This window comes from Naasia aerilata, assembly GCF_030296595.1.
GTDB lineage: Bacteria > Actinomycetota > Actinomycetes > Actinomycetales > Microbacteriaceae > Naasia > Naasia aerilata.
In genome coordinates this window covers 1724498-1746935 of the sequence record NZ_AP027731.1, presented here as the reverse complement: position 1 = coordinate 1746935, position 22438 = coordinate 1724498, and the positions used below count along the sequence as shown (strand labels likewise).

Annotated in this window: 18 protein-coding genes and 5 pseudogenes; 11 read left to right on the top strand and 12 right to left on the bottom strand. The window is 72.7% G+C overall.

What is annotated here, in order from left to right; translation table 11 throughout:
- Window positions 1-68: 68 nt before the first annotated feature.
- From QUE51_RS09250 to mtrA, 4 genes are all read right to left on the bottom strand, one after another.
- The gene (locus QUE51_RS09250) at window positions 69-800 is read right to left on the bottom strand and encodes a ComF family protein (RefSeq protein WP_286276108.1); all 732 of its coding nucleotides are present in this window, start codon (window positions 798-800) and stop codon (window positions 69-71) included.
- Between the two features lie 91 nt (window positions 801-891).
- A complete protein-coding gene (locus tag QUE51_RS09245; protein WP_286276106.1) occupies window positions 892-2610 on the bottom strand; it encodes an LpqB family beta-propeller domain-containing protein in 1719 nt (572 codons plus the stop codon).
- A complete protein-coding gene (mtrB, locus tag QUE51_RS09240; RefSeq protein ID WP_286276105.1) occupies window positions 2607-4244 on the bottom strand; it encodes an MtrAB system histidine kinase MtrB in 1638 nt (545 codons plus the stop codon). Before mtrB ends, QUE51_RS09245 begins: the two co-directional genes overlap by 4 nt.
- Window positions 4245-4251: 7 nt before the next feature.
- Window positions 4252-4947 carry an MtrAB system response regulator MtrA gene (gene mtrA, locus QUE51_RS09235; RefSeq protein WP_286276104.1) on the bottom strand — a complete coding sequence of 232 codons (696 nt, stop codon included), beginning with the start codon at window positions 4945-4947 and terminating at the stop codon, window positions 4252-4254.
- 301 nt (window positions 4948-5248) lie between these two features.
- Here mtrA and QUE51_RS09230 point away from each other — a divergent pair, with 301 nt between their 5' ends.
- The 6 genes and pseudogenes from QUE51_RS09230 (at window position 5249) to QUE51_RS09205 (ending at window position 10492) form a co-directional block, all read left to right on the top strand.
- Window positions 5249-6028, top strand: a complete 780-nt coding sequence (locus QUE51_RS09230; RefSeq protein ID WP_286276103.1) for a hypothetical protein — start codon at window positions 5249-5251, stop codon at window positions 6026-6028.
- The gene (locus tag QUE51_RS09225) at window positions 6022-6216 is read left to right on the top strand and encodes a hypothetical protein (protein ID WP_286276102.1); all 195 of its coding nucleotides are present in this window, start codon (window positions 6022-6024) and stop codon (window positions 6214-6216) included. The genes QUE51_RS09230 and QUE51_RS09225 overlap by 7 nt, the downstream gene beginning before the upstream one ends.
- Window positions 6213-6863, top strand: coding sequence for a DUF4129 domain-containing protein (locus tag QUE51_RS09220; RefSeq protein ID WP_286276101.1), 651 nt, complete (start codon window positions 6213-6215; stop codon window positions 6861-6863). The genes QUE51_RS09225 and QUE51_RS09220 overlap by 4 nt, the downstream gene beginning before the upstream one ends.
- Window positions 6864-7039: 176 nt before the next feature.
- A pseudogene (locus QUE51_RS18040) lies at window positions 7040-7489 on the top strand (DUF4350 domain-containing protein); the annotation flags it as partial.
- 583 nt (window positions 7490-8072) lie between these two features.
- Window positions 8073-9019 (top strand): annotated as a pseudogene (locus tag QUE51_RS09210) (AAA family ATPase).
- Window positions 9020-9167: 148 nt separating this feature from the next.
- Window positions 9168-10492: pseudogene (locus QUE51_RS09205) on the top strand (DUF58 domain-containing protein).
- 131 nt (window positions 10493-10623) lie between these two features.
- On the opposite strand, the gene QUE51_RS09200 reads toward QUE51_RS09205, so the two are convergent.
- The 4 genes from QUE51_RS09200 to QUE51_RS09185 all read right to left on the bottom strand — a co-directional run bounded on the left by QUE51_RS09200 (window position 10624) and on the right by QUE51_RS09185 (window position 13935).
- Window positions 10624-11349 carry an ABC transporter permease gene (locus QUE51_RS09200; protein ID WP_286276099.1) on the bottom strand — a complete coding sequence of 242 codons (726 nt, stop codon included), beginning with the start codon at window positions 11347-11349 and terminating at the stop codon, window positions 10624-10626.
- The gene (locus QUE51_RS09195) at window positions 11346-12092 is read right to left on the bottom strand and encodes an ABC transporter ATP-binding protein (RefSeq protein WP_350226631.1); all 747 of its coding nucleotides are present in this window, start codon (window positions 12090-12092) and stop codon (window positions 11346-11348) included. Before QUE51_RS09195 ends, QUE51_RS09200 begins: the two co-directional genes overlap by 4 nt.
- Before the next feature lie 32 nt (window positions 12093-12124).
- Window positions 12125-12754: a TetR/AcrR family transcriptional regulator gene (locus QUE51_RS09190; protein WP_286276098.1), complete on the bottom strand. Its 630-nt coding sequence runs from the start codon at window positions 12752-12754 to the stop codon at window positions 12125-12127.
- A gap of 185 nt (window positions 12755-12939) precedes the next feature.
- On the bottom strand, window positions 12940-13935 hold the full coding sequence (locus QUE51_RS09185; protein ID WP_286276097.1) for a stage II sporulation protein M: 996 nt from the start codon (window positions 13933-13935) through the stop codon (window positions 12940-12942).
- Window positions 13936-14231: 296 nt separating this feature from the next.
- On the opposite strand from QUE51_RS09185, the gene QUE51_RS09180 reads away from it, so the two are divergent.
- From QUE51_RS09180 to QUE51_RS18030, 4 genes and pseudogenes are all read left to right on the top strand, one after another.
- Window positions 14232-14777 carry an RDD family protein gene (locus QUE51_RS09180; protein ID WP_350226630.1) on the top strand — a complete coding sequence of 182 codons (546 nt, stop codon included), beginning with the start codon at window positions 14232-14234 and terminating at the stop codon, window positions 14775-14777.
- Between the two features lie 132 nt (window positions 14778-14909).
- The gene (locus QUE51_RS09175) at window positions 14910-15338 is read left to right on the top strand and encodes a MarR family winged helix-turn-helix transcriptional regulator (RefSeq protein ID WP_286276096.1); all 429 of its coding nucleotides are present in this window, start codon (window positions 14910-14912) and stop codon (window positions 15336-15338) included.
- Window positions 15245-16449, top strand: a pseudogene (locus tag QUE51_RS18035) (MFS transporter); the annotation flags it as partial. The gene QUE51_RS09175 and the pseudogene QUE51_RS18035, both read left to right, overlap by 94 nt.
- Window positions 16429-16635 (top strand): hypothetical protein, encoded by a 207-nt coding sequence (locus tag QUE51_RS18030; RefSeq protein ID WP_350226771.1) that lies wholly within the window; start codon window positions 16429-16431, stop codon window positions 16633-16635. The pseudogene QUE51_RS18035 and the gene QUE51_RS18030, both read left to right, overlap by 21 nt.
- A 35-nt stretch (window positions 16636-16670) precedes the next feature.
- Here the strand turns inward: QUE51_RS18030 and QUE51_RS09160 are convergent, their stop codons facing one another.
- The 3 genes and pseudogenes from QUE51_RS09160 to QUE51_RS09150 form a co-directional block, all read right to left on the bottom strand.
- The gene (locus tag QUE51_RS09160; RefSeq protein ID WP_286276093.1) at window positions 16671-17171 is read right to left on the bottom strand and encodes a GNAT family N-acetyltransferase; all 501 of its coding nucleotides are present in this window, start codon (window positions 17169-17171) and stop codon (window positions 16671-16673) included.
- 60 nt (window positions 17172-17231) lie between these two features.
- Entirely contained in the window at window positions 17232-18731 is a 1500-nt protein-coding gene (ahcY, locus tag QUE51_RS09155; RefSeq protein WP_286276092.1) for an adenosylhomocysteinase, read from the bottom strand.
- Between the two features lie 372 nt (window positions 18732-19103).
- Window positions 19104-19288: pseudogene (locus QUE51_RS09150) on the bottom strand (DUF3499 family protein); the annotation flags it as partial.
- A 47-nt stretch (window positions 19289-19335) separates the two neighbouring features.
- On the opposite strand from QUE51_RS09150, the gene QUE51_RS09145 reads away from it, so the two are divergent.
- Window positions 19336-19776, top strand: coding sequence for a metallopeptidase family protein (locus QUE51_RS09145; RefSeq protein ID WP_286276091.1), 441 nt, complete (start codon window positions 19336-19338; stop codon window positions 19774-19776).
- A gap of 102 nt (window positions 19777-19878) precedes the next feature.
- Here QUE51_RS09145 and QUE51_RS09140 read toward each other — a convergent pair whose 3' ends face one another.
- A complete protein-coding gene (locus QUE51_RS09140; RefSeq protein ID WP_286276090.1) occupies window positions 19879-21429 on the bottom strand; it encodes a DUF5719 family protein in 1551 nt (516 codons plus the stop codon).
- Between the last annotated feature and the right edge of the window lie 1009 nt (window positions 21430-22438).

Below are 22438 nucleotides of genomic sequence, written 5' to 3'. Positions count from 1 at the left end.
CGTCGCGCTTCGAGGGCGGGCGAACAGAAACGCCGTTGACCCGACCCTAGCCCCGGCCTTCTGCGCTGTCACCGGTTAAGTTCCTGGGGAAGAGGGGGTGGTCGAGGCGGCGCGGATCGCTGTGCCGGGCCACCGGACGCGGCGCTCGAGTGGGCCGGAGTCGCGGTGATCGTCGCCGCGGCGAGCACGGATCCACCGGCCTGGCGCACGGCTCGCGCGGCCTCCGCGAGCGTGCTTCCGGTGGTCACGACGTCGTCGATGAGGAGCACGGTCCGCCCCGTGACGCGCGGGTGCGCCACCATGCTGCCGGCCACGTTCTCGAGGCGCTCCGCGGCACCCAGCGAGGCCTGGTCGCGGACGGTCCGGATGCTGCGGAGCGACCGGGTGACGGGCAGGCGCGCCGCTCGGGCCACGAGCTCGATCGGCACGTAGCCGCGCCGGCGGGTGGACCGGGCGGCGCTCGGGGCAGGCACGAGCAGCAGGTGCGTGTCCGGAACGAGCGCCGATGCGGCGTCGACCGCACGACGCAGCGGGACGGCCAGCGCGCCTGCCGCCTCGGTGAGGCCGCCGTCCTTGAGCGCCGTCACGATGCGCGCGGCGGCCCCCTCGTAGGAGGTGCCGGAGACCACGTCGAGGCGGGCGCTCGTCAGCCTCCGCGCGACCACCGGCCCGGCCAGCGCGGCGCGGCACGCGGGGCAGACGGCACGGTCGGGAGCGCCGCAGCCGGCACAGGCGACCGGCAGCACCAGGGCGAGCGCGTCCTCCATCGCCTCCCGCAGCCCCGCCGCCCAGCCCGTCATCCGTCCAGCGTTCCCCGGATGCGGCGGGCCCACGCCGAGGAGGAGGGATCGGTGGAGATCAACGGAGCGCGAAGCCTGGGGAGGACGCGGATCAGCGCTGCGCGGCGAGCAGGCCGACCTGGGAGGCGGTCGTCTGCCAGGCGGCGCCCCGGAGGACCCGCACATCGCCGTCGGCGGTCAAAGCGCGCAGCCCGCTGAGCCCGTTCCCGCCGGAGAGAGCCACCGCGTCGTCGATGTCGCCCACGGTGTCGAGCCGATGCCCGCCGACGTCCTGCGCCACGACGGCGGCCGAGCCGTCGGCCGCGCGGCCCAGGCTGGCGACGGTCGTGTCGCTCACCCAGGTGGCGCCCGCCGGGACTCCGGTCGGCGGGATCAGCTCGTACCAGGTGGAGGAGAGCTGCGTCGGCGCCGCCGACTTGTCGCGCACGATCCCGTAGACGCGCAGCCGAGGTCCGTCCGGCGTGGTGAGCAGGGCCAGCAGCCGGGTGGAGTCCCGCGAGACGGCGAGCGAGACGACGCCGCTTGCGTCCGTCCAGTTCGCCGCGATGGGGAGAGGACTGCCGCCGGGCCGGGTCGCGGTGAGCGCCTGAGGAGCATCCGCCGGGACGGTCCAGAGGTAGCCCTGCCCGTCGAGATCGGGCGCGACGAGGCCCGGCCGGGCGTCGACGGCCACTGGGTTCTCGCCGCGCGCCACCGCGTAGGCGGCGGCGTTCCCGCCGTGCACGGCCGCCAGCTCCTGATCGGCGGAGAAGACGACCGACGTCGGGTCGAGCCCCGCCACCGCGTCGCTGAAGCCCTCGAGCGGCGTCAGCTCGCCGCCGCTGAGGAAGCCGAAGGTGCCATCGCGCAGCACGAGCGCGCTCGGATTGACGAGCGGCTGGACCACGGGCGCGCGGCCGTTCGCGAAGTCCGGGATCTCGAGGTCGGTGCCGTCCACGCTGATTCGCACCGAGAGGATGGACCCGCCGACGAGGCTCCGCGCCAGCTGGTACTGCATCCGCTGCTTCGTCACCGCGTCGGCCTGCACCACCTCGTCGTTGAGCTCGACGATCGCCTGCCCGTTGGTCGGGGTCACCGATTGCCGCTCCAGGCTCGTGCCGTCGGGGAACGCCGTGGCGAGCACAGGGGACGCCAGCGGAGCGGTCGGCCCCGCGAGCAGCGCCTCCACCACCCGCGTCGGCGCGTCAGCGGTGGACGGGAACCAGCGGAGGTCGGGGACGAGGTAGGTGAACGTGGGGTCGTAGAAGTAGAGGGAGCGCATCGAGAACAGGCGATCGAAGATGGCGCGGGCGAGCACCGTTCCGTTCGGCGCCTGGCTGATCCGCCACTCGCCGTTCTCCTGGACGAAGCGGAACGGGAGCTCGATCTGCACCGCATCCGCGAACTCGTCGTAGCGCCCGGTCCCGTCGACCGTCCCGGTCGCCGGGACCACAAGGCTCAGCGACGTCGGGCTGTCGGCGAGCGTCGAGGTGGCGCGGCCGTGCACGAGCACGCCGGCCGCCGGGTTCCACTCCTTCGCGAGGTCGCGCGTCAGGAAGTCGCGCGCGGTGGCGTAGTTGTCCTGGGGCCCCGCGCCCGCGGCGATGAAGCCGCTGAGGATCTCCGACGGGGTGTCCCCCGCCTCCGGGCCCTGCGGGCGGAAGTCGAAGCCGAGGTCCTCCCCGGCCTCGACCGTGTCGCCCTCGTGAACGGCGCCGCTCACCGGAATCGATGCGCACCCGGCCAACAGGGCGACGCCGATCGCCGCGACGGCGGTGCGGATCAGCCTGGGGCGCCCGGATCCGGCTCCCGCGACGAGCTGCGCGCTCATGCGGCGTCCTCGGGCGGCAGCGGGATGGGCGACTCCCCGATCGGGATGCCGGGCTGGCGCGGCAGCGTCAGCCGGAAGCACGAGCCGGCGCCGGGCTCGGACCAGACGTCGAGCCGGCCGCCGTGCAGCGCGGCGTCCTCCTGGGAGATGGCGAGTCCGAGGCCGGTCCCGCCCGTCGTGCGCTTGCGGGACGGGTCAGCGCGCCAGAACCGGTCGAAGACGCGCAGCGAGTCGGCCCGCGTCATCCCGACGCCGTGGTCGCGGACGGCGACCGCCACCGCGTCGGCGTTGCTGTCCACGGTGACGTCGATCGGCCGTCCCTCGCCGTGCTCGATCGCGTTCGCGAGGAGGTTCCGCACGATGCGGCGGATGCGGCGGGCGTCGAGCTCGGCGTCGAAGTGCCCGCCCGGGGCGATGACCCGGAGCTCCGACCCCTTCCGCTCGGCCAGCGACTCCATGCCGCCGACGGCATCCTCGGCGAGCTTGACGAGGTTGACCGGCTCGCGCTCGATCTCCACCGCCCGCGCGTCGTACCGGCTGATCTCGAGGAGGTCGGTGAGGAGCGACTCGAAGCGATCGACCTGCGTGTGCAGCAGCTCGGCGGTCCGGGCCGTCGTCGGGTCGAAGTGCTCCCGCTGGTCGTAGAGGACGTCGCCCGCGAGCCGGATCGTGGTCAGCGGCGTGCGGAGCTCGTGCGAGACGTCGGACACGAACCGCTGCTGCACGCGCGACAGCGTCGCGAGCTCGGTGATCTGGTGCTGCAGGCTGTCCGCCATCTCGTTGAAGGAGTGCGCGAGGGTCGCGATGACATCCTCGCCGCGCTCCGGGATGCGCTCCTCCAGCTGGCCGGCCGCGAGCTTGCTGCTCGTCTCGGCGGCGATCCGGATCGGCGCGATGACGAGCTGCACGACCACCCAGGTGACCGCACCGATGAGCAGCATGAGCGCCAGCCCGCCGACGGCGATGGTCCCCTGCACGAAGGTGAGCGTCTGCTGCACCTCGGAGAGGTCGTAGAGGAGGTACAGCTCGTAGGCGCCGGCGCCCGGCACCTGCACGACGGAGCCGACGACCACCCCCGGCCGCACGGTCTCGCCTGAGCCGCGGATGGCCACCGACTGCCAGTACTGGTTCTCGACGCGCGAGGTGACCTTCGCCTGCAGGTCGTCGCTCACGTAGTCGTCGACGCCCCCGCGCACGACATCGGGCAGCGCGAAGTTGGTCTCCGTGCCAGGCGCGCGGAGGAACGCGATGCCTGAGTAGGAGGTCGCCACGGAGCCGATCCGGTCGATCACCGACAGCTGGAGGAGGCCCAGCGCGCTGTCATCCGAGGCCGTCGTGGTGTCGAACGTCGACTGCGCCAGTGCGGTCGCCCGCCGCGACTCCTCCGTGACCTGCTTGAGCCTGGCGTCGAAGAGGCCGTTGCCGATCGTGTACGTCATGTAGGTGCCGATGCCGAGCATGGCGATCGCGGACAGCAGCACCGTGATGGCGACGATGCGCACCTCGAGCGAGCGGCGGAAGGACCGCACGATCGCCTCGTAGGCGGTGCGCGGGGCACGCGTGATGCCCGCAAGGCGGAGGCCGAACGGGATGCCGCGGAGGTCGGCCGATGCGACGCGCGAGTCCGTCACCATGGCCGTCTCAGCCGGGAGTGCCCGCGCGGTACCCGACGCCGCGCACGGTCGTGACGATCCGCGGGTTCTCCGGGTCCTCCTCGACCTTGGCGCGCAGCCGCTGCACGTGCACGTTCACGAGGCGGGTGTCCGCCTTGTAGTGGTAGCCCCACACCTGCTCGAGGAGCATCTCGCGCGTGAACACCTGCTGCGGCTTGCTCGCGAGCGTCAGCAGAAGGTCGAACTCCAGCGGCGTGAGGTTGATGCGCTCAGGTCCGCGACGCACCTCGTGCCCGGCGGAATCCACGACGAGGTCACCGATCTGCAGGAACCCGTTGTCCGGGTTGAGCGGACGCAGGCGCGCGCGGATGCGGGCAACCAGCTCCTTCGGGTTGAAGGGCTTCACGACGTAGTCGTCGGCGCCCGATTCGAGACCCTTCACGACGTCGGTGGTTTCCGCCTTGGCGGTGAGCATGATGATGGGCGTGCCGGACTCCGCCCGGATCTGCTCGCAGACCTGGATGCCGTCGAGAGTGGGCAGCATGAGGTCGAGCAGCACGAGGTCGGGCCGCGTCGCCCGGAATGCGGCGAGCGCCTCCCCGCCGTCCGCGCAGAAGGTCGGATCGATGCCCTCGCCGCGGAGGACGATCCCGATCATCTCCGCGAGCGCCTGGTCATCGTCGACGACGAGGACGCGGGGGCTCGGGGACGGCGTGTCGCTCATGGTGCCCACAGTGTACGTCCGCCGCTCCCCGCCGAGGCGGGCCCCGGGCGGCCACGTCCCGATCGCGGCGCAGGCAGGCGGGTGCGCTATGCCACGATGAGAGCGTGAGCGATCCGGGCAACTCCGACTGGCAGTCCCCCGGCACGGCGCCCGACCGCCCGCGCTACGGGGAGTTCGCGCCCCCGGGCAGTCGCCCGCATCCGACGGCGCGGGACCTTACGGCCCGCCTGCCGCCGGCCCCTCCCCGTACGGGCTGCCGAGCGGCCCTACCGGCTGGGCCCCGCCGCCCAAGCCGGGCATCGTGCCGCTGCGCCCGCTGAGCTTCGGCGCCCTGCTCGGCGCTCCCTTCCAGATGCTCCGCCGGACGCCGGGCATCCTGGGCCTGTCGCTGCTGCTGCAGGTGATCGTGCTCGTCGTGGGCGGCGGCATCGTGGCCGCGGTCGTCTTCGCGGGCTTCGCGCGGATCACCGATTGGAACGATCCCGACCAGGCGCCGCTCATCGCGGGCGCCATCGCGGGCAGCATCCTCGGCGGACTCGGCCTCTTCATCCTCAACTTCGTGGTGTCCGCCCTCCTGCAGGGCATCGTCGTGGGCGCCGTGGCGCGGTCCACCCTCGGTGAGCGCCCGACGGCGCGGTCGACGTGGCCGACCGTCAAGCCGCACGTGTGGCGCCTGGCGGGGTGGACGGCACTGCTCGCGGTCGCGGTGTTCGTCGTCTTCGCGGTGCTCGCCGGTGTGGTGCTGCTGGGGGTCGCTCTCGGGCCGGTCGGCATCGCCGTGAGCATCGCTGTCGCGCTGCTGCTCGGGCTCGGAGCGCTCGTCCTGTGGTTCTGGGTGTACACGAAGGTGTCGATCGTGCCGAGCGTGCTCGTGCTCGAGCGCACGACCATCCGGGCCGCCGTGGCGCGCTCCTGGCGGCTCACCGACGGCTACTTCTGGCGGACGCTCGGCGCCGAGTTCCTCGTCACGATCATGATCTCGATCGCCATCCAGGTCATCACGACCCCGATCTCCTCCTCGGGTCCGTCGGCACGCTCCTCGACCCCAACAACACCGGGACCTCGATCGTCGTCGTGGTGATCGTGCAGATCATCGTGGTGGCGATCGGCGTCCTCGGCGGCGCCATCAGCGCCTTCGCGACGTCGGCGCTCGTCGCACTCATCTACATCGACCTCCGCATGCGCAAGGAGGGTCTCGACCTCATCCTGCAGCGGCACGTCGAGGGCGGAGACCCGGCGGCAGACCCGTTCGCGCCCGGAGCTCGGTGAGCGCACTCCTCTCGCTCGCCCGGTCGGTGCCGGTGGAGCCCGACGGCGACCAGGGCCGCGGGTGGCTGATCGACGAGCTCGGCAAGCCCGTCTACCAGGCCGCGCGGCCCACCTGGTTCGACCTCGTCTCCCAGGCCTTCTTCGACTGGCTGGGTGACCTTCTCAACGGGGCCGGGAGCGGCGCCGGAGCGGTCGCCCTCGTGGTCGTCGTCCTGCTGATCGCCGCGCTCCTCGTCGGCGCCTTCCTCGTCTTCGGGCGACCGCGCCTCAATCGGCGCAGCGCCGCGCTCGACGCTGTCTTCGGCGAGGACGACGCCCGCGGCGCAGAGGAGCTGCGCGCCTCCGCGGAGCGTGCGGCCGCCGGCGGTGACTTCACGACCGCCATCCAGGAGCTCTTCCGCGCGCTCGCCCGCGGCTTCGCCGAGCGCACCATCCTCGACCTCTATCCGGGGATGACGGCCCGCGGCTTCGCCCGCGAGGCCGGCGCGGCCTTCCCCGACCGTGCGGCGGCGCTGGGGACCGCCGCCTCCGACTTCGACGCCGTCCGCTACCTCGGCCGGCCGGGAACCGCGGATCAGTACGCCGAGCTGGCCGCTCTCGAGCGCTCCCTGCGGTCGGCGCGCACGCAGAGCCCGGTGGCGTCGTGACCGCGACGGACGCCCGCGCGATCACGCCGACGGTGCGCCAGTGGTTCCGGAGCGCGAGGTTCTGGGTCTTCCTCGTCGCCGGTCTCCTCGTGATCGCGACGGCGTGGACCCTCTTCAGCGCGGGCATCCGCAATACCGACCCGCTCGCGGCCGACAATCCGGGGCCGTCGGGCGGGATGGCGCTTGCGGAGGTGCTGCGCCAGCAGGGTGTGGACGTGGTCGCCGCGGACACCTTCGCCGAGGCGCAGCGCGCGGCCGGGGACCCCGCCGACACGACGATCCTGCTGTTCGACCAGGGCTTCTTCCTCGAGCCGGCACGGATCGCGCAACTGCGCGCCCTCGCGGATCGCCTCGTGGTGGTCGCGCCGACATCGGAGCTCCTCGACGAGTACGCGCCCGACGTGGCGCTGGCGGGCTTCCCGGAGGCTCAGGACTCCCGGCCGCCGAAGTGCGACCTCCCCGCCGCCGAGCGCGCCGGTGCGGTCACGGCCGGTCAGTCCACCCTGCAGCCGGCGAACGGCACGGCTTCCGGCGTCACCTTCTGCTACCCGGACGCGGCGGGCGCCTACCTGCTCGCCTCGACCGAGTCCGACGGGCTCGACGTCACGCTGCTGCCGGACGCCGAGCCGTTCGACAACCAGCACGTGACGAGCGCCGGCAACGCCGCACTTGCGCTCAACCTGCTCGGCGGCACCCGGCAGCTCGTGTGGTACGTGCCGAGCATCCTCGACGTCGCCGACGCCGGCGCTGAGCCCACCATCGCTGACCTCACGCCCGAGTGGGTGACCCCGGTCCTCACCCTCCTGCTCGCGGTGTTCCTCGCCGCCGCCGTATGGCGTGGCCGGCGGCTCGGCCCGCTCGTCGTCGAGAACCTGCCCGTCGTCGTCCCCTCCCGGGAGACGGTGGAGGGCCGCGCCCGGCTCTATCAGCGCTCCTCCGCGCGGCGGCGCGCGCTCGACGCTCTGCGGGTCGGCGCGATCGGCCGGATCGCCACGGCGCTCGCCCTGTCCCGCACCGCCTCCGTCGAGGAGGTCGTGCGCGCGGCCGCCGCATCCACCGGCCGCACCGCCGAGGACGTGCGCAGAGTGCTCCTCGAGGGCGACCCCGACACGGATGCCGCGCTCGTCCAGCTCAGCGACGCGCTCCAGATGCTGGAGCGGGACGTCCGCTCCGCGACCGACCCCCGCCATCCCCCGGAAGAATGGACCGATGACCGACGAACTCCGCCAGAGCCTCCGAGACGTCCGCACCGAGGTCGGCAAAGCCGTGGTCGGGCAAGAGGGGGCCGTCACCGGCCTCATCATCGCCCTCCTCGCGCGGGGCCACGTGCTGCTCGAGGGCGTGCCCGGCGTCGCGAAGACGCTGCTCGTGCGCACGCTCAGCCAGACGCTCCAGCTCGACACCAAGCGCGTGCAGTTCACGCCCGACCTCATGCCGGGCGACGTCACCGGCTCGATGATCTACGAGGCCGGGGCGTTCGTGTTCCGGCCGGGGCCGGTGTTCACCAACATCCTGCTCGCCGACGAGATCAACCGGACGCCGCCGAAGACGCAGTCCGCGCTGCTCGAGGCCATGGAGGAGCGGCAGGTCTCTGTCGACGGGCAGACGAAGGCGCTGCCGACGCCCTTCCTCGTCGCCGCAACCATGAACCCGATCGAGTACGAGGGCACCTACACGCTGCCCGAGGCGCAGCTCGACCGGTTCCTGCTGAAGCTCGTGCTCGAGATCCCACCGAGGGACACCGAGTTCGAGGTGCTGCGCCGGCACTCCGCGGGGTTCAACCCTCGCGACCTCGCCGCCGCCGGCGTGCGGGCCGTCCTCGCGCCCGACGACCTCGCGCGGGCCCAGGAGGCCGTGCGGGCGGTGGGCGCCTCCGAGGACGTCCTCGGCTACACCGTCGACCTGGCGCGCGCCACCCGATCCTCCCCTCGGTCAAGCTGGGCGTCTCGCCTCGCGGCTCGACGGCGTTGCTCGCCGCGGCGAAGGCGTGGGCCTGGCTGCAGGGCTTCGAAAGCGTCACGCCCGACCACGTGCAGGAGATGGCGCTCCCCGTGCTGCGCCACCGCATCCAGCTCCGCCCCGAGGCCGAGCTCGAGGGCGTCTCGGTCGACGCGATCCTCCGCTCGATCCTCGCTCAGGTCCAGGTCCCCATCTGATGCCCGACTGCTCTGCTCCCCTCCGCCACGGAGTCCTGACCGAATCACGGAGACCTCGCGAGCGAGGGACCCGGATCGGCTCGGACAGGTCGCGGCGCCCCGGAATCTCCGTGATTCGGTCGGCCATCCCTGGGATGCGGGGAGCCTGATGGCGGTCACGGGCCGGTTCGTGCTGCTCGTGCTGCTCGGCGAGCTGCCGGTGCTCGCGCTCAGCGTTTCGAGCGGCGCAGGGGCTGGACCCTGCTCCTCTGGCTCGTGTTCGTGATCCTCCTCGGAGTGCTCGACCTCGCCCTGGCGGCGTCGCCGCGCGCCGTGACGATCACCCGCGAACTCCCGGGCCGCATCCGCCTCGGGGAGTCGGCCGACGCGCAGCTGCTGCTCACCAACACCGGCCGGCGCACGCTGCGGGCGGTCGTCCGCGACGCGTGGCAGCCCTCAGCGGGGTCGGCGCGCAGTCGCGTGCCCCTGACGATCCCGCCCGGCGAGCGCCGCTCCGCCCTGTTCCGGCTGACCCCCTTCCGCCGCGGCGAGCGGCGCACCGAGCAGGTGACGATCCGCGCCGTGGGGCCGCTCGGACTCTGGGCGCGGCAGGCGACCCTCGCGGCTCCGGGCGCCGTCCGCGTCCTGCCGCCGTTCAACTCCCGGCGGCACCTTCCGTCCCGCCTCGCCCGGCTCCGCGAGCTGGACGGCCGCACCAGCGTGATGATCCGCGGTCAGGGCACCGAGTTCGACTCGCTGCGGGAGTACGTGCGGGGCGACGACGTCCGCTCGATCGACTGGCGGGCGACGGCACGACGCGGTCCGGCTCGTGCCGGGCAGCAGGTCATGGTCCGCACCTGGCGGCCGGAGCGCGACCGGCGCGTCGTCCTCGTCCTCGACTCCGGACGCACGTCGGCGGCTCGCGTGGAGGACGAGCCGCGGCTCGACACCGCCTTCGAGGCCGCCCTCCTGCTGGCCGCGCTCGCCACGCGGGCCGGCGACCGGATCGATCTGCTCGCCTTCGACCGCCGCGTCCGCGCCCGCGTGCAGGGCGTGTCCGGCGCCGAGCTGCTGTCGCGGATGGTGGACGCGATGGCGCCCCTCGAGCCGGACCTCATCGAGACCGACTGGACGGCCGTGCCGGGCCAGGTCCGCTCGATCACGTCCCAGCGCTCCCTCGTCGTCCTGCTCACCTCGATCGACGCGAGCGGCTCGTCGCGGGGCCTGCTGTCGGTCCTCCCCCAGCTCACCCGGCGCCACATGGTCGTCGTCGCCTCGGTGACCGATCCCCAGGTGCTCGCGAGCACGCAGGACCGGCACGATCGGGACAGCGTCTACCGCGCCGCGGCCGCCGAGCGCTCCCTCCTCGACACCGCGCGCGTCGCGGCCGCGATCCGCCAGCTGGGTGCGGAAGTGGTCACCGGGTCCCCCGCCGATCTGCCGCCCGCCCTCGCCGACCGCTACCTCGCACTGAAGGCGGCCGGCCGCCTCTGAGGGTCGGCCCCGGCTCACCCCGCCGAGCGCTCTCGCTCAGCAGGCGGTTCCCGGATTCAGCAGGTTGCGGAATCCCGATGGGGCCTGCCGGACTCGGATTCCGCCTGCTGAGCCAAGGAGGACCGGGCCGCTCACGCGGTGCGGCGGCGGAGGGTGAGGGCGCCGAGCGCGACCGCGCCGACCGCGAAGGCCGCCACGACGAGCAAGTCGAAGCCGATCTCGCCCGAGTCCGCGGCGACAGTGTTGAGCGCGTCGATCGCGTAGGAGAGCGGCAGGAAGTCGGAGATCGCGTGCAGCACGTCAGGCAGGCTGTCCCGCGCGAGGAAGACGCCGCCGAGCAGCACCTGCGGGAACACGAGCGCGGGCATGAACTGCACGACCTGGAACTCGGTCCGGGCGAACGCGCTCGCGAGCAGGCCCAGCGTGGTGCCGAGGAGCGCGTCGAGGACCGCGACGGCCACGAGCAGCCACACCGAGCCGGCCACCTCGAGGCCGCACACCCACACCGCGAACCCCACTGCCACGAGCGCCTGCACGACCGCGAGCAGACCGAACGCGAGCGCGTAGCCGAGGATGATGTCGAGCTTCCCGATCGGCAGCGTCAGGAGCCGCTCGAGCGTCCCGGACCGCCGCTCGCGCAGCGTGCTGATGCTCGTGACGAGGAACATGACGATGAACGGGAAGAGGCCGAGCACGGCGGGGCCGACGGTCTGGAAGACCGGCGTCTCGTCGAACAGCCAGGCCATCAGTCCGATCAGGAGGCTGGGCACGACGACGAGCAGCCCGATCGTGCGGGGATCGTGCCGCACCTGGGTGAGCACCCGCCGCGTGGTGGCGAGCGTGGCGACGGGGTTCATGACGCCCTCCCGAACTCGGTGCGCTTCTCCCGCTCGATGAGCGTGAGGAACGCCTCCTCCATGTCGCTGGTCCCGGTCGCCGCGTAGAGGCCGGCCGGGGTGTCGTCGGCGAGGATGACGCCTTCGCGGAGCAGGATCAGCCGGTCGCAGCGCACCGCCTCATCCATCACGTGGCTCGACACGAGGAGGGTGGTCCCCTGATCGGCGAGCTCGTGGAAGAGGTTCCAGAGCTCCACGCGGAGCAGCGGGTCGAGGCCGACGGTGGGCTCGTCGAGGACGAGGAGGTCGGGGCTGCCGAGCAGCGCCGCGGCGAGGGAGACGCGGCTCTCCTGACCGCCGGAGAGGCTGCCGACGAGGCTCGAGGCGTGGTCCTCGAGATGGGTCGCCGCCAGCACGCGGTCGATGTCGCTCTTCGGGGCCCGGAGCAGGGCACGGAAGTACTCGAGGTTCTGCCGGATGGTGAGGTCGTCGTAGACGCTCGCCGACTGGGTGACGTAGCCGACCCGGCGGCGCAGCGGCGCCGAGCCCGCCGGCTCGTCGAGGACGGTGACGCGTCCGCCGTGGGTGATCTGCACGCCGACGATCGCGCGCAGAAGCGTGGTCTTGCCCGAGCCGCTCGGGCCCAGGAGCCCGACCACGGCCCCGCGCGGCACCGACACCGAGACGTCGCGCAGGACGTCGCGGCCGCCGCGACGCACCAGGAGATCCTCGACCGCGACGGCGGGAGGAGCGGTATTCATCATGTGGTGAATTATTGGCCCGTGCGGACCGGCCGTCAAGGGCCCTTGGCCTCCGGGAATCCGAGCAGATGCCACTGGATGACCGGACCCACCCGCACGACGAGCTCATCCAGGGGGACGCTCGCGAGCGGCTCCGCCCGGATGCCGTAGCGCAGCACGACGAGGCCGATCATCTGGGACGCCGTGAGGGTCGCGCGCAGCTCGCCGTCCGGCACGGCGAGCTCGATCGCGACGCGATGCAGCACCTCCTTGACGAGGAACTGGCGGAGCATGGCGGCGGCGAACTCGTGACCGAGCGCCGTCCGCAGGAGCCCGAGGACCCGATCGCGGAAGCCCGGCTCCTCGAAGCCGCCCAGGATGGCCCGGAGGAGATTCGCCCCCACGTCCTCGCGCGGCCCCGACAGCACGGTCTTCACGACCCGATCGGGCCGGAGCGGCATCCCGATCGCCTGGGTGAACAGATCGGCCTTGTCCTCGAAGTAGTGGTGCACGAGCGCCGCATCCACGGACGCAGCCCGGGCGACGGAGCGCAGCGACACCGCCTCATAGCCGTGCCGGGAGAACTCCGCGGACGCCGCGGCGAGGATGCGCTCCCGGCTGTCGCCGGCATCCGCGGCGCGGGGGCGGCCACGCCCGCGGCGGGGAACCACCTGCTCGCTCGTCATAGCGCGAGCCTACTTCTGTGCCCGGTGTGCGCGTCCGGGTACGCCGGGCCGCCCTGCGCGTCCAGCTCCGTCCCGTCCGGAGGCGACTTGCCGAAAAATCCCGCTACGACGGCGACTTAGCGGGACTTTTCGGCAAGTCGGCGCCCCGCGCCAGGCAGGGACGAGCGGGGACGCGCGCGGGCGTGTCAGCCGGCCGTGATGCGGCGGGCGCCGGCCTCGAACTCGCCGAGGTCGCCCGTCTCGCCGGCCCGGAAGGCTCGGCCGCCGACGAACACCATGTAGAAGACGAATGCCGCGAGCGCGAGCGCGCCGATGCCGACCTTGACGGCGAGCGGCCACGGCGCCGGCGTGACGAACCCCTCGATGATGCCGGAGACGAACAGGACGATCACGAGGCCGATCGCCACCGTGAACAGCGCGCGCCCGTCCTCGGCGAGAGCCTGGGTGCGCGTGCGCGGCCCAGGCGCGATCCAGGCCCAGAAGATCCGCAAGCCCGCGGCGGCCGCGACGAAGATGGCGGTCAGCTCGAGCATCCCGTGCGGAAGTATGTAGGAGAAGAAGATGTCGCCCTTGCCGTAGGCGAACATGACTCCGCCCGCCAGGCCGACGTTCTGGGCGTTCTGCAGGATGACCTGTGCCGGCCAGAAGCCGGTAATGCCGAACGCGACGCACTGGGCGGCGATCCACGCGTTGTTCGTCCAGACCTGGCCGGCGAAGGACGCGGCCGGGTTCTCGCTGTAGTAGTCGACGAAGTCGTGCTCGACGAACTGCTTGAGATCGGCGTCGTTCCCGAAGGCCGCGAGGACACGCGGGTCCTGCGCGACCCAGAAGCCATAGAGGAGCGCGATGACCGCGGTCACCAGCGCGACGACGAGCGTGAGCCAGCGGATGCGATACAGGGCCGCGGGCAGTTGCGCGCCGAAGAACAGGGGCACCTGGCGCAGCACGTTCGCGCCTGCGCCGGTGAAGCGCAGCCGCGCTCGGGACAGCAGCACCGACAGCCGGTCCCCCACCGCGGTGGAGCCTGCGGTCGTCTTGATCGCCGAGAGCTGACTGGCCGCGCTCTGGTACCGCTCGATCAGCTCATCAGCCTCGGCGCCCGAGAGGCGTCCCTTGCGGCCGAGGGCCTCGAGGCGGTCCCACTCCTCGCGGTGAGCGGCCGCATAGGCGTCGAGGTCCACGAATACGATGATGGCATGGCGGATCCGCAGCAGGACGACGAGGTGATCGTCGGCGAGGCGGTGGCCCTCGACGTGCGTCCTGCGGGCATCATCCTGCGTTCGGCCGGCGCCGCCATCGACATCCTCGCGTCGTTCGCGGTCCTGATCCTGTTCCTGCTCGGGCTGACGTGGATCTTCCCTGGGCTCGACAGCGCGCTCGTGGCCGCCCTCTCGGTCGGGATGCTCGTAGCGGTGATGATCGTGATCCCGACGATCGTCGAGACGGTGACCCGCGGGCGCTCCTCGGCAAGCTCGCGGTGGGTGCCCGCATCGTGCGCGACGACGGCGGCGCGATCGGCTTCCGGCACGCGTTCATCCGCGCGCTCACCGGCGTGCTCGAGCTGTTCGCGACCCTCGGCGGCCTCGCTGCGCTCGTCGGGCTCCTCAACCCGCGTGCGAAGCGGCTCGGCGACCTGCTGGCCGGCACCTACTCGCAGCACGAGCGGGTGCCGCGCATCGTGGAGCCCGTCTACGGGGTGCCGGAGGTGCTCAAGCCCTGGGCGGAGCACGCGGATGTCGGCCGCCTCCCGGATCGCCTCGCGCGGCGCATCTCGGCGTTCCTCAAGCAGGCGCCGCGCATGACGACGCCGGCCCGGATGCAGCTGGCGCGGGAGCTGGCGCACGAGGCCGCCCCCTTCGTCTCCCCGCTGCCGCCGGACGCGGACCCCGAGTTCTTCCTCGCGGCCCTCTCGTCGATCCGCCGCGACCGCGAGTTCCGCGGGCACCTGCTGGAGCGCGAGCGCCTGGAGCGGCTCGACCCCGTGCTCACCGGCCTCCCCCACTCCTTCCCGCAGCGCGACTGACCGGCGGCGGCTGCGGGCCCCTCCCGGCCCTGCAGGGCGCTCGAGCCCGACGCCGCTGGCGGCGGCAGGGGTTGCGCTCAAGACCCCGACGTCGAATCGTTAGCCGAACTAATGAGCTAAGCTAAGTAACACATGGACGCCCCGGAGAACGAGCAGCTCCAGCAGGAGCTCCGGCTGCTGCTGCAGAAGGTCGCGCGCCGCATCCGCGCCAACCGCCCCGGCGAGCACATCACCGACAGCCAGCTCGGGGTCCTGTGGCGGCTGGAAGCCCAGCAGGCCTGCAGCCCCGGCGAGCTCGCGGCCCTCGAGAAGGTCAGCCCGCCCTCGATGAACCGGACCCTCAACTCGCTCGAGGAGGCCGGCTACGTGGCGCGCAGCCAGGATGCCGGAGACGCCCGCAAGGTCGTCGTGCGGATGACCGAGAAGGGGATGGCGCTCACCGAGGAGACCCGCCGGCTGCGCATCGAGTGGTTCAGCGGCCAGCTCGCCCAGCTCGACCCCGAGGAGCGGCAGCGCCTGCTGGGCGTGGTCGACGTGCTGCGGAAGCTGGTCGAGTCGTGAGGGCCACCTTCCGGTCGCTGTCGTGGACGAACTACCGCCTCTGGTTCATCGGCGCCCTCGTCTCCAACGTCGGCGCCTGGATGCAGCGCACCGCCCAGGACTGGATCGTCCTGACCGAGCTGACCGACCAGGACCCCTTCGCCGTCGGCGTCACCATGGCGCTCCAGTTCGGCCCGCTGCTGGTGGTCGGGCCGTTCGCGGGGCTCCTCGTCGACCGCATCCCGGGGCGGCGGCTGCTCGCGATCACGCAGTCCGCGCAGGCGGTGCTCGCGCTCGCCCTCGGCATCCTCACCCTCGCGGGAGCCACCCAGCTCTGGATGGTCTACGGCTTCGCCCTCCTGCTCGGGATCGTCACCGCGGTCGACAACCCGGCCCGCCAGACCTTCGTCGGCGAGCTCGTGCCCGCAGGCGACCTGCCGAACGCCGTCGCGCTCAACGCCGCATCGTTCAACTCCGCGCGTCTCGTCGGGCCCGCGGTGGCGGGGTCACGACCGCCGTCATCGGGTCCGGCTGGGTCTTCATCGTGAACGCGGCCACCTTCGCGGCCGTGCTGCTGTCGCTCGCCCTGCTGCACACGGACGAGCTGCAGCCGGTCGCGAAGGCGCGACGCGGCGGCGGGATGCTCGAGGGCCTCCGCTACGTCCGCAGCCGTCCCGACATCGCCGCGATTCTCGCGATGGTCTTCCTGATCGGCACGTTCGGCCTCAACTTCCCGATCTTCACGAGCACCATGGCGAAGATCGAGTTCGGCAAGGGGGCGGGCGAGTTCGGCCTGCTCTCCTCCGTGCTCGCGATCGGCTCGGTGATCGGCGCACTGCGCGCCGCCCAGCGGAACCGTCCCCGCCTGCGCTTCATCGTCCTCGCGGCCGCCGGCTTCGGCGTGTTCTGCACGGTCGCCGCGCTGATGCCGAGCTACGGACTGTTCGCAGTGTCACTCGTGCCCATCGGGCTATGCGCGATGATCATGACGACCAGCGCCAACGCCTACGTGCAGACCACGACCGAGCCGGCGCTGCGCGGCCGCGTGATGTCCTTCTACATGGCAGTCTTCGCCGGCACCACCCTCGTCGGCGCACCCATCGTCGGCTGGGTGGCCGGCCTGCTCGGACCGCGCTGGGCTCTCGGGGTCGGCGCGTCCGCCGGGTTCCTGGCCGCGATCGTGGGCGTCGCCTGGTTCCTCGCCTCGCACCGGGTGCACGTTCGCCGGCATCCGGGTGTCCGCTGGGGCGTCACGGTCTCCGCAGACCCGGCCGAGCGTCCGGACCTGGCCGCGAGGCTGCTGCCCAGCGGACGCTGAGGCGCGCCCGAACCCCGGCGGCGTGGCACCCCGGGTCAGCGACCGGGCCGCACCATCCGCACCTCCCGCACCCCGTGCTCGGTGCGCTCTGCGCCGTCCGGAGCGAAGCCGCGCCTGCGGTAGAACGCCTGGGCACGCGGATTCGGGTCTGCGACCCACAGCGTTCCGTCCTGCTCGGCGGGGAGCACCGCATCGAGCAATTCGTCGCCCGTGCCGGTCCCCTGCTCCGCGGCGAGCAGGTAGAGCACGTAGAGCTGGACCGCCGACGCCACCTCGGGGTCGAGCGGCGGACCGGACATGGCGATTCCCACGACCGCGTCGCCGCGCACGGCCACGGCCGAGCGGTTGGCCGCGTACTGCGCGTCGGTCAGCGCCGCCGTCCAGAAGCGCTCGCGCGCGGCGAGGAGGCCGGGATCGTCGAGCACCCCGTCCGGCATCAGCCCGCGGTAAGTCTCCCGCCAGGAGGCGACGTGCACCCGGGCCATGCCGGGCGCGTCGTCGGCGCGTGCCGGGCGCACCACTGCCCGGACGTCCACCCCGCCGATCCTAGGCGCGGCGATCCCGCTCCGCTCCGCGATGCTCCGTCCTACGCCGATTCAGTAGCGGTAGTGGTCCACCTTGTAGGGACCCTCGACCGGGACGCCGATGTACGCGGCCTGCTCCGGCGTCAGCTCCGTGAGCTCGACGCCGAGCGCAGCGAGGTGCAGGCGCGCGACCTTCTCGTCCAGGCGCTTGGGAAGCACATACACGCCGATCGGGTATTCCTCCTGCTTGGTGTACAGCTCGATCTGCGCGAGGGTCTGGTTGCTGAACGAGTTGCTCATCACGAACGACGGGTGACCGGTCGCGTTGCCGAGGTTCATCAGGCGCCCCTCGGAGAGGACGAGCACGCTCCGGCCGGTCGGCAGGCGCCACTCGTGCACCTGCGGCTTGATCTGCACCTTCTCCGCCTGGCCGGTGGCGGCGAGCTCCTCGAGCCCGGCCATGTCGATCTCGTCGTCGAAGTGGCCGACGTTCGCGATCACCGCGAGGTGCTTGAGGCCGAGGATGGAGTCGAGGGTCACGACGCCCGTGTTGCCGGTCGCGGTGATGAGGATGTCGATCTGGTCGAGAACGCTCTCGAGCTTCGCGACCTGGAAGCCGTCCATCGCGGCCTGGAGGGCGTTGATGGGGTCGACCTCGCTGACGATGACCCGCGCGCCCTGGCCGCGCAGCGCCTCCGCGGCGCCCTTGCCCACGTCGCCGTAGCCGGCGACGAACACGACCTTGCCTCCGACGAGGACGTCGGTGGCGCGGTTGAGGCCGTCGAGGAGGGAGTGGCGGATGCCGTACTTGTTGTCGAACTTGCTCTTCGTCACCGAGTCGTTGACGTTGATGGCGGGGAACAGGAGCTTGCCGTCGCGCGCCAGCTCGTAGAGGCGGTGCACGCCCGTCGTGGTCTCCTCGGTGACGCCGCGGATCTCGGCAGCCACGCGCGTCCACCGCTGCGGGTCGCGGTCCAGGGACCGGCGCAGGAGGTCGAGGATGACGCCGTACTCGTGGCTGTCGGTCTTCGCGTCCTCGGGGACGCGGCCTGCGCGCTCGAACTCCGCACCCTTGTGCACGAGGAGGGTCGCGTCCCCGCCGTCGTCGAGGATCATGTTCGGGCCGACGAAGCTCTCGCCCGCGGCGGTGGCCTCGCTCGTCCAGTCGAAGATGCGGTCCGCGCACTCCCAGTATTCGGGGAGGTTCTCGCCCTTCCAGGCGAAGACGGGGACGCCGGCCGGCTCGGCGACCGTGCCGTTCGGCCCGACGACGACCGCCGCGGCCGCCTCGTCCTGGGTCGAGAAGATGTTGCAGCTCGCCCAGCGCACCTGTGCGCCGAGCGCGACGAGCGTCTCGATGAGGACGGCGGTCTGCACCGTCATGTGCAGCGATCCGGCGATGCGGGCGCCGGCGAGCGGCTTGCTCTCGCCGTATTCGGCGCGGAGGGACATCAGGCCGGGCATCTCCTGCTCGGCGAGGCGGATCTGGTGGCGTCCCGACTCGGCGAGGCCGAGGTCGGCGACCCGGTACTGGAGGCCGGTCGAGGTGGTCTCGGTCGTCGCAATGCTCATGGCTCGATTCTCCCACCCGATCCCGGCGGCGACGTCTGCGTTACCGCCCCTCCCTCAGCAGGCTGAATCGGCCTCAACAGGCGGGATCGGCCGAGATTCGCCTGCTCACGGCGATTCCGCCTGCTGGCGCTCTCTCCGCGTCCTCCCTGAATCCCTTCCACTCTCGCTCAGCAGGCGGTTTCCGCCTTCGGCAGGCCGGAAAGGCCGGAAAGGCCGATTCCGGCCTGCCGAGGTCGGTTTCCGCCTGCTGAGCGGGGTTGGTGCCCGCGCCCGCGGCCTTCCGTGCCGCGGGGCCGCGGAGGCGCACAAGACCCGGGAGCTAGCTCGCGGCGAGAATCCGGGAACTCAGAGGTCGTGCTCGAGCGAAACGTGGCGCATGATCTGCCAGCCGAGGGGGCCGAGAGGCGCTCCGCGTGGCGTTCGCACAGGTCGTAGCTGTGCGGCTCCGCCTTCTGGCTGAGGGGTCCGAGCACCGCCATCGAGTCCGCGTAGACGTACGTCAAGGTCGCGACCGCCTCGTTCTGGCAGCCCGTACGCGAACACGGTCTCTTGCTCATCCCGGGTTCAGGATAGCCCGCCGATCCCGCGCGAGTAGCATGTCCGCATGGCTCGCTCACGATCGGCGGCGGGACGCGTCCGGGCTCCGCGAGCTCGTGGACGGGACCGGCACGGCCGCGGACTGCGATCCTCCGTCACGGGGCCGCACCTGCCGATCCTCCGGGGCCGGATCGACGTGTTCGAGACGGCCGTCGCGGACACCGCGGAGTACCTCCGCGGCCAGTGGCCCGAGCTCGAGGCCGTGAGCTTCGAGGTCGCCGGACTCCCGCGCACGGTCAGCGGACCGGCCGTCGACCGGTGGACGGTGCTGCCCCGCGAGAACCGCATCATCCTCTACCGCCTGCCCATCGAGCGGATGAGCAAGCTGCACATCAACGACGAGGCGCACCAGCGGATGCTCATCGAGGGCTGCGTGCTGCGCGCCGTCGGCGAGCTGCTGGGTCGTGACCCCTGGGACCTGGCGCCCGACCGCTACCGCCACCCCTGACGCGCAGTCGGCGCTCGAGTCGCAACGCTGCGGACGTGTCGCAACGGCGGACCGATGCGACGCGTCCGGACGGATGCGACACGCGGCGCAGCGCGGCGCGAGTCAGCGGTAGATCGTGAGCGGTGTCGCGAGCCCGTTCGCCGGGCGCACCGGGTAGGCGGCGAGGACGCCCACTCCCGCGTAGCTCACCGACGCGGCCACCGGCCCCGTCCCGGTGAGCACGTAGATCGCGTTCGGAGCGACGTCGGTGCCGACGGTCGCGCGGGCCGGGATCTCGAGCTTCTGCTCGCCGCCCGCGCCCTGCAGCGTGACGGTCACCGCCGCGTCGCCGAGGTTCGTGACGTCGAGTCGCGGGGAGTCCGCCCACACGGTCGCAAAGGCCGTCGGCGTCGTGATAACTCCGCCTGCGGTGAACCACGCTAGGTCGATGCGCTCCCCGGCGGCGACCGGCGAGTCGGAGACCGCCGGCCCAACGATGTCGTAGCCGATCTCCCCGTCACCCCCGCCGTCCAGCGTGGTCGAGTCCTCGGACTCCTCCTCGTCCTCCGCGTCGGGGTCGGGCGGAGCGACCGTGGAGGCGCGGACGGTGGCGACGACGGGCTCCGTCGTCGTCACGGTCACGGTGTACGACCCTTCGGCGAGCTGGCCGAGCGGCACGTCCTTGACCTCGCCGGCGTGCAGCTCGACCTCCAGCGAGGTCCCCTGGCCGCCCTCGGTCTCAGGGATCACGCCGACCGTCGCGATGCTGTCGGCGGCGGGCGCGAGGAGGCGAAGAACGGTCTCGACGTCCTGGGAGCCGCCGACCTGCCCGCGCGCGGCGACGGCATCGGCCGTCGTGATCCGGATGCCGGGGAGCACCTGCTCGGTCGCGGGCGGCGCCGTGCGGCCCACGACGTCGACTCCTCCCGGCTCCAGCCCGCGGACGATCGTCTGCTGGAGCGCTGCGGACACCAGCCCGCCCTGGCTGCGGACCTCCACGGCGAGCTGGGAGGCGCCCGGCGCGTACCCGGCGAGCGACAGCACGCGCTGGCTCATCGCGGGCACGACCAGGTCCCCGAGACCCGGCGCCTGGATGGGACCCTCCGCCGTGTAGAGCGAGAGGTCGACGGTGGCCGGCACGGCGTTCGCGTTGGCGAGGAGCAGCAGGCTGGAGCGGCCGGTGTCGGTCGCGCCGGCGAGCAGCCAGCTGGACGCGGCACCCTCTCCGCACGGAACCGCGGCGAGCCCGGCGGCGTCACCCGAGGAGACGGACTGCACCTGGGCGGCCGCAAGAAGGGCGGCCGGATCCGCGGCGCTCGGCGCCGAGAGGAGCGCGGACGCCCCGCCGTCGACGGCGTAAGCGAGATCGACGTCGGCGAGGGCGGTGAAGGCGGCGCCCCCTCCGGTCAGCGTGCCGGCGGCGAGGTTGGGATTGCCGTAGGAGAACAGCGTGGTCGCGCCCTGCCCGCTCGCGTCGCCGAGCTGCAGGAGGGGACCGGGGCAGACCCGGTGCTGATCCACCGCCACGGGATCCACGGGAGCACCCGCGATCGAGAGCGCCGGTGACGGCAGTGCGGATGCGCCGAGGACGAGAGCGGCGGCACCGCCGACGGCCACCACCCCGGTGAGGACCCGTCCGCCGATGCGCAGGGCGGCGCGCCGATCACTGGCCACGAGCGGCTCCTCCCTGGGGCGCCATGGAGGCGGTGCCGGCCGTGGCCAGGACGGCGCGCGGCGCCGCCGCAGCGGCCGCCCGGCGCGGGGCGATGCCCGATCCTCGCCGAGCCTCACGCTCCGGACGGATGCGGTCGGCGAGGCCGCCGGTCGGCAGCGCGAGGAGCAGGGTCAGCAGCAGGACGACGAGCTGGACGGTGAGCACGGCGATCCCGGTCGGCGTGTCCAGCGCGCCGGGACCGGAGGGAGCCGCGACCGGCAGGCCCGCGTCCAGGCCGGTGTACCGCCACAGGGTTCCGTGCGACGTCGTGGTGACCGGCGTGAAGAGCGGGTTCCCGTCGAGGGCAGCCGCCGCCCGGTCGTGCACCGCATGCGTGTCCGATGCCGTGGGGGTGAGGAGGAGGAAGCCGATCCGCTCAGCTGCCAGGACGGGCACCGGGTCGTACCCGCTGCGGGAGGCGACGTTGCCCGCCAGAGCGGTGAGGTCGCGGCCGAGCGCAAGGCTCGCCGGCGCGGTCGAGAAGAGCGTGCTCTGCTCGTCGAGCGTCTGGCCGGTCCCCCGGGCGACGGAGGCTGCCAGACCGTTCCCGCGCTGAGCCGAGAGGACCAGGGTGCCGATCGTGGGATCGCCGCTCGCCTCCGCTGCGACCAGGGCCGGAAGCGTCCGCTCGGATCCCGGAGCTGCCCCCGCCTCGCCCGTCGCGAAGCCGAGCAGGAGCGGGAACGCGGCAGCCGCGACACCGAGGGCGACCAGGCCGCCGACGCCCGCGCGCAGGCGAGCGGCGGCGACGCGCCGCTCGCCCGCCGACAGGCCGATCACCGCGGCGCCGAGGAGACCCAGCCACGCGAGGCTCAGCAGCGGGCCGGGCCACGGGCCGAGCGCGGTCGACCCGGCGCTCTGCACCGCCACCCGGCTCAGGAGGACCGCGGAGCCGAAGCCCACAGCCGCCAGCGCCAGCGCGGGAGTGGCGCGAGATATCCCGGGCAGGAGAGCGGAGGCCAGCGCCAC

Coding starts and splice junctions, on each gene's coding strand:
- QUE51_RS09250 (WP_286276108.1), bottom strand. CDS start 800: ATGACGGGCTGGGCGGCGGGGCTGCGGGAGGCGATGGAGGACGCGCTC.
- QUE51_RS09245 (WP_286276106.1), bottom strand. CDS start 2,610: ATGAGCGCGCAGCTCGTCGCGGGAGCCGGATCCGGGCGCCCCAGGCTG.
- mtrB (WP_286276105.1), bottom strand. CDS start 4,244: ATGGTGACGGACTCGCGCGTCGCATCGGCCGACCTCCGCGGCATCCCG.
- mtrA (WP_286276104.1), bottom strand. CDS start 4,947: ATGAGCGACACGCCGTCCCCGAGCCCCCGCGTCCTCGTCGTCGACGAT.
- QUE51_RS09200 (WP_286276099.1), bottom strand. CDS start 11,349: ATGAACCCCGTCGCCACGCTCGCCACCACGCGGCGGGTGCTCACCCAG.
- QUE51_RS09195 (WP_350226631.1), bottom strand. CDS start 12,092: ATGATGAATACCGCTCCTCCCGCCGTCGCGGTCGAGGATCTCCTGGTG.
- QUE51_RS09190 (WP_286276098.1), bottom strand. CDS start 12,754: ATGACGAGCGAGCAGGTGGTTCCCCGCCGCGGGCGTGGCCGCCCCCGC.
- QUE51_RS09175 (WP_286276096.1), top strand. CDS start 14,910: ATGGACGCCCCGGAGAACGAGCAGCTCCAGCAGGAGCTCCGGCTGCTG.
- ahcY (WP_286276092.1), bottom strand. CDS start 18,731: ATGAGCATTGCGACGACCGAGACCACCTCGACCGGCCTCCAGTACCGG.
- QUE51_RS09145 (WP_286276091.1), top strand. CDS start 19,336: ATGGCTCGCTCACGATCGGCGGCGGGACGCGTCCGGGCTCCGCGAGCT.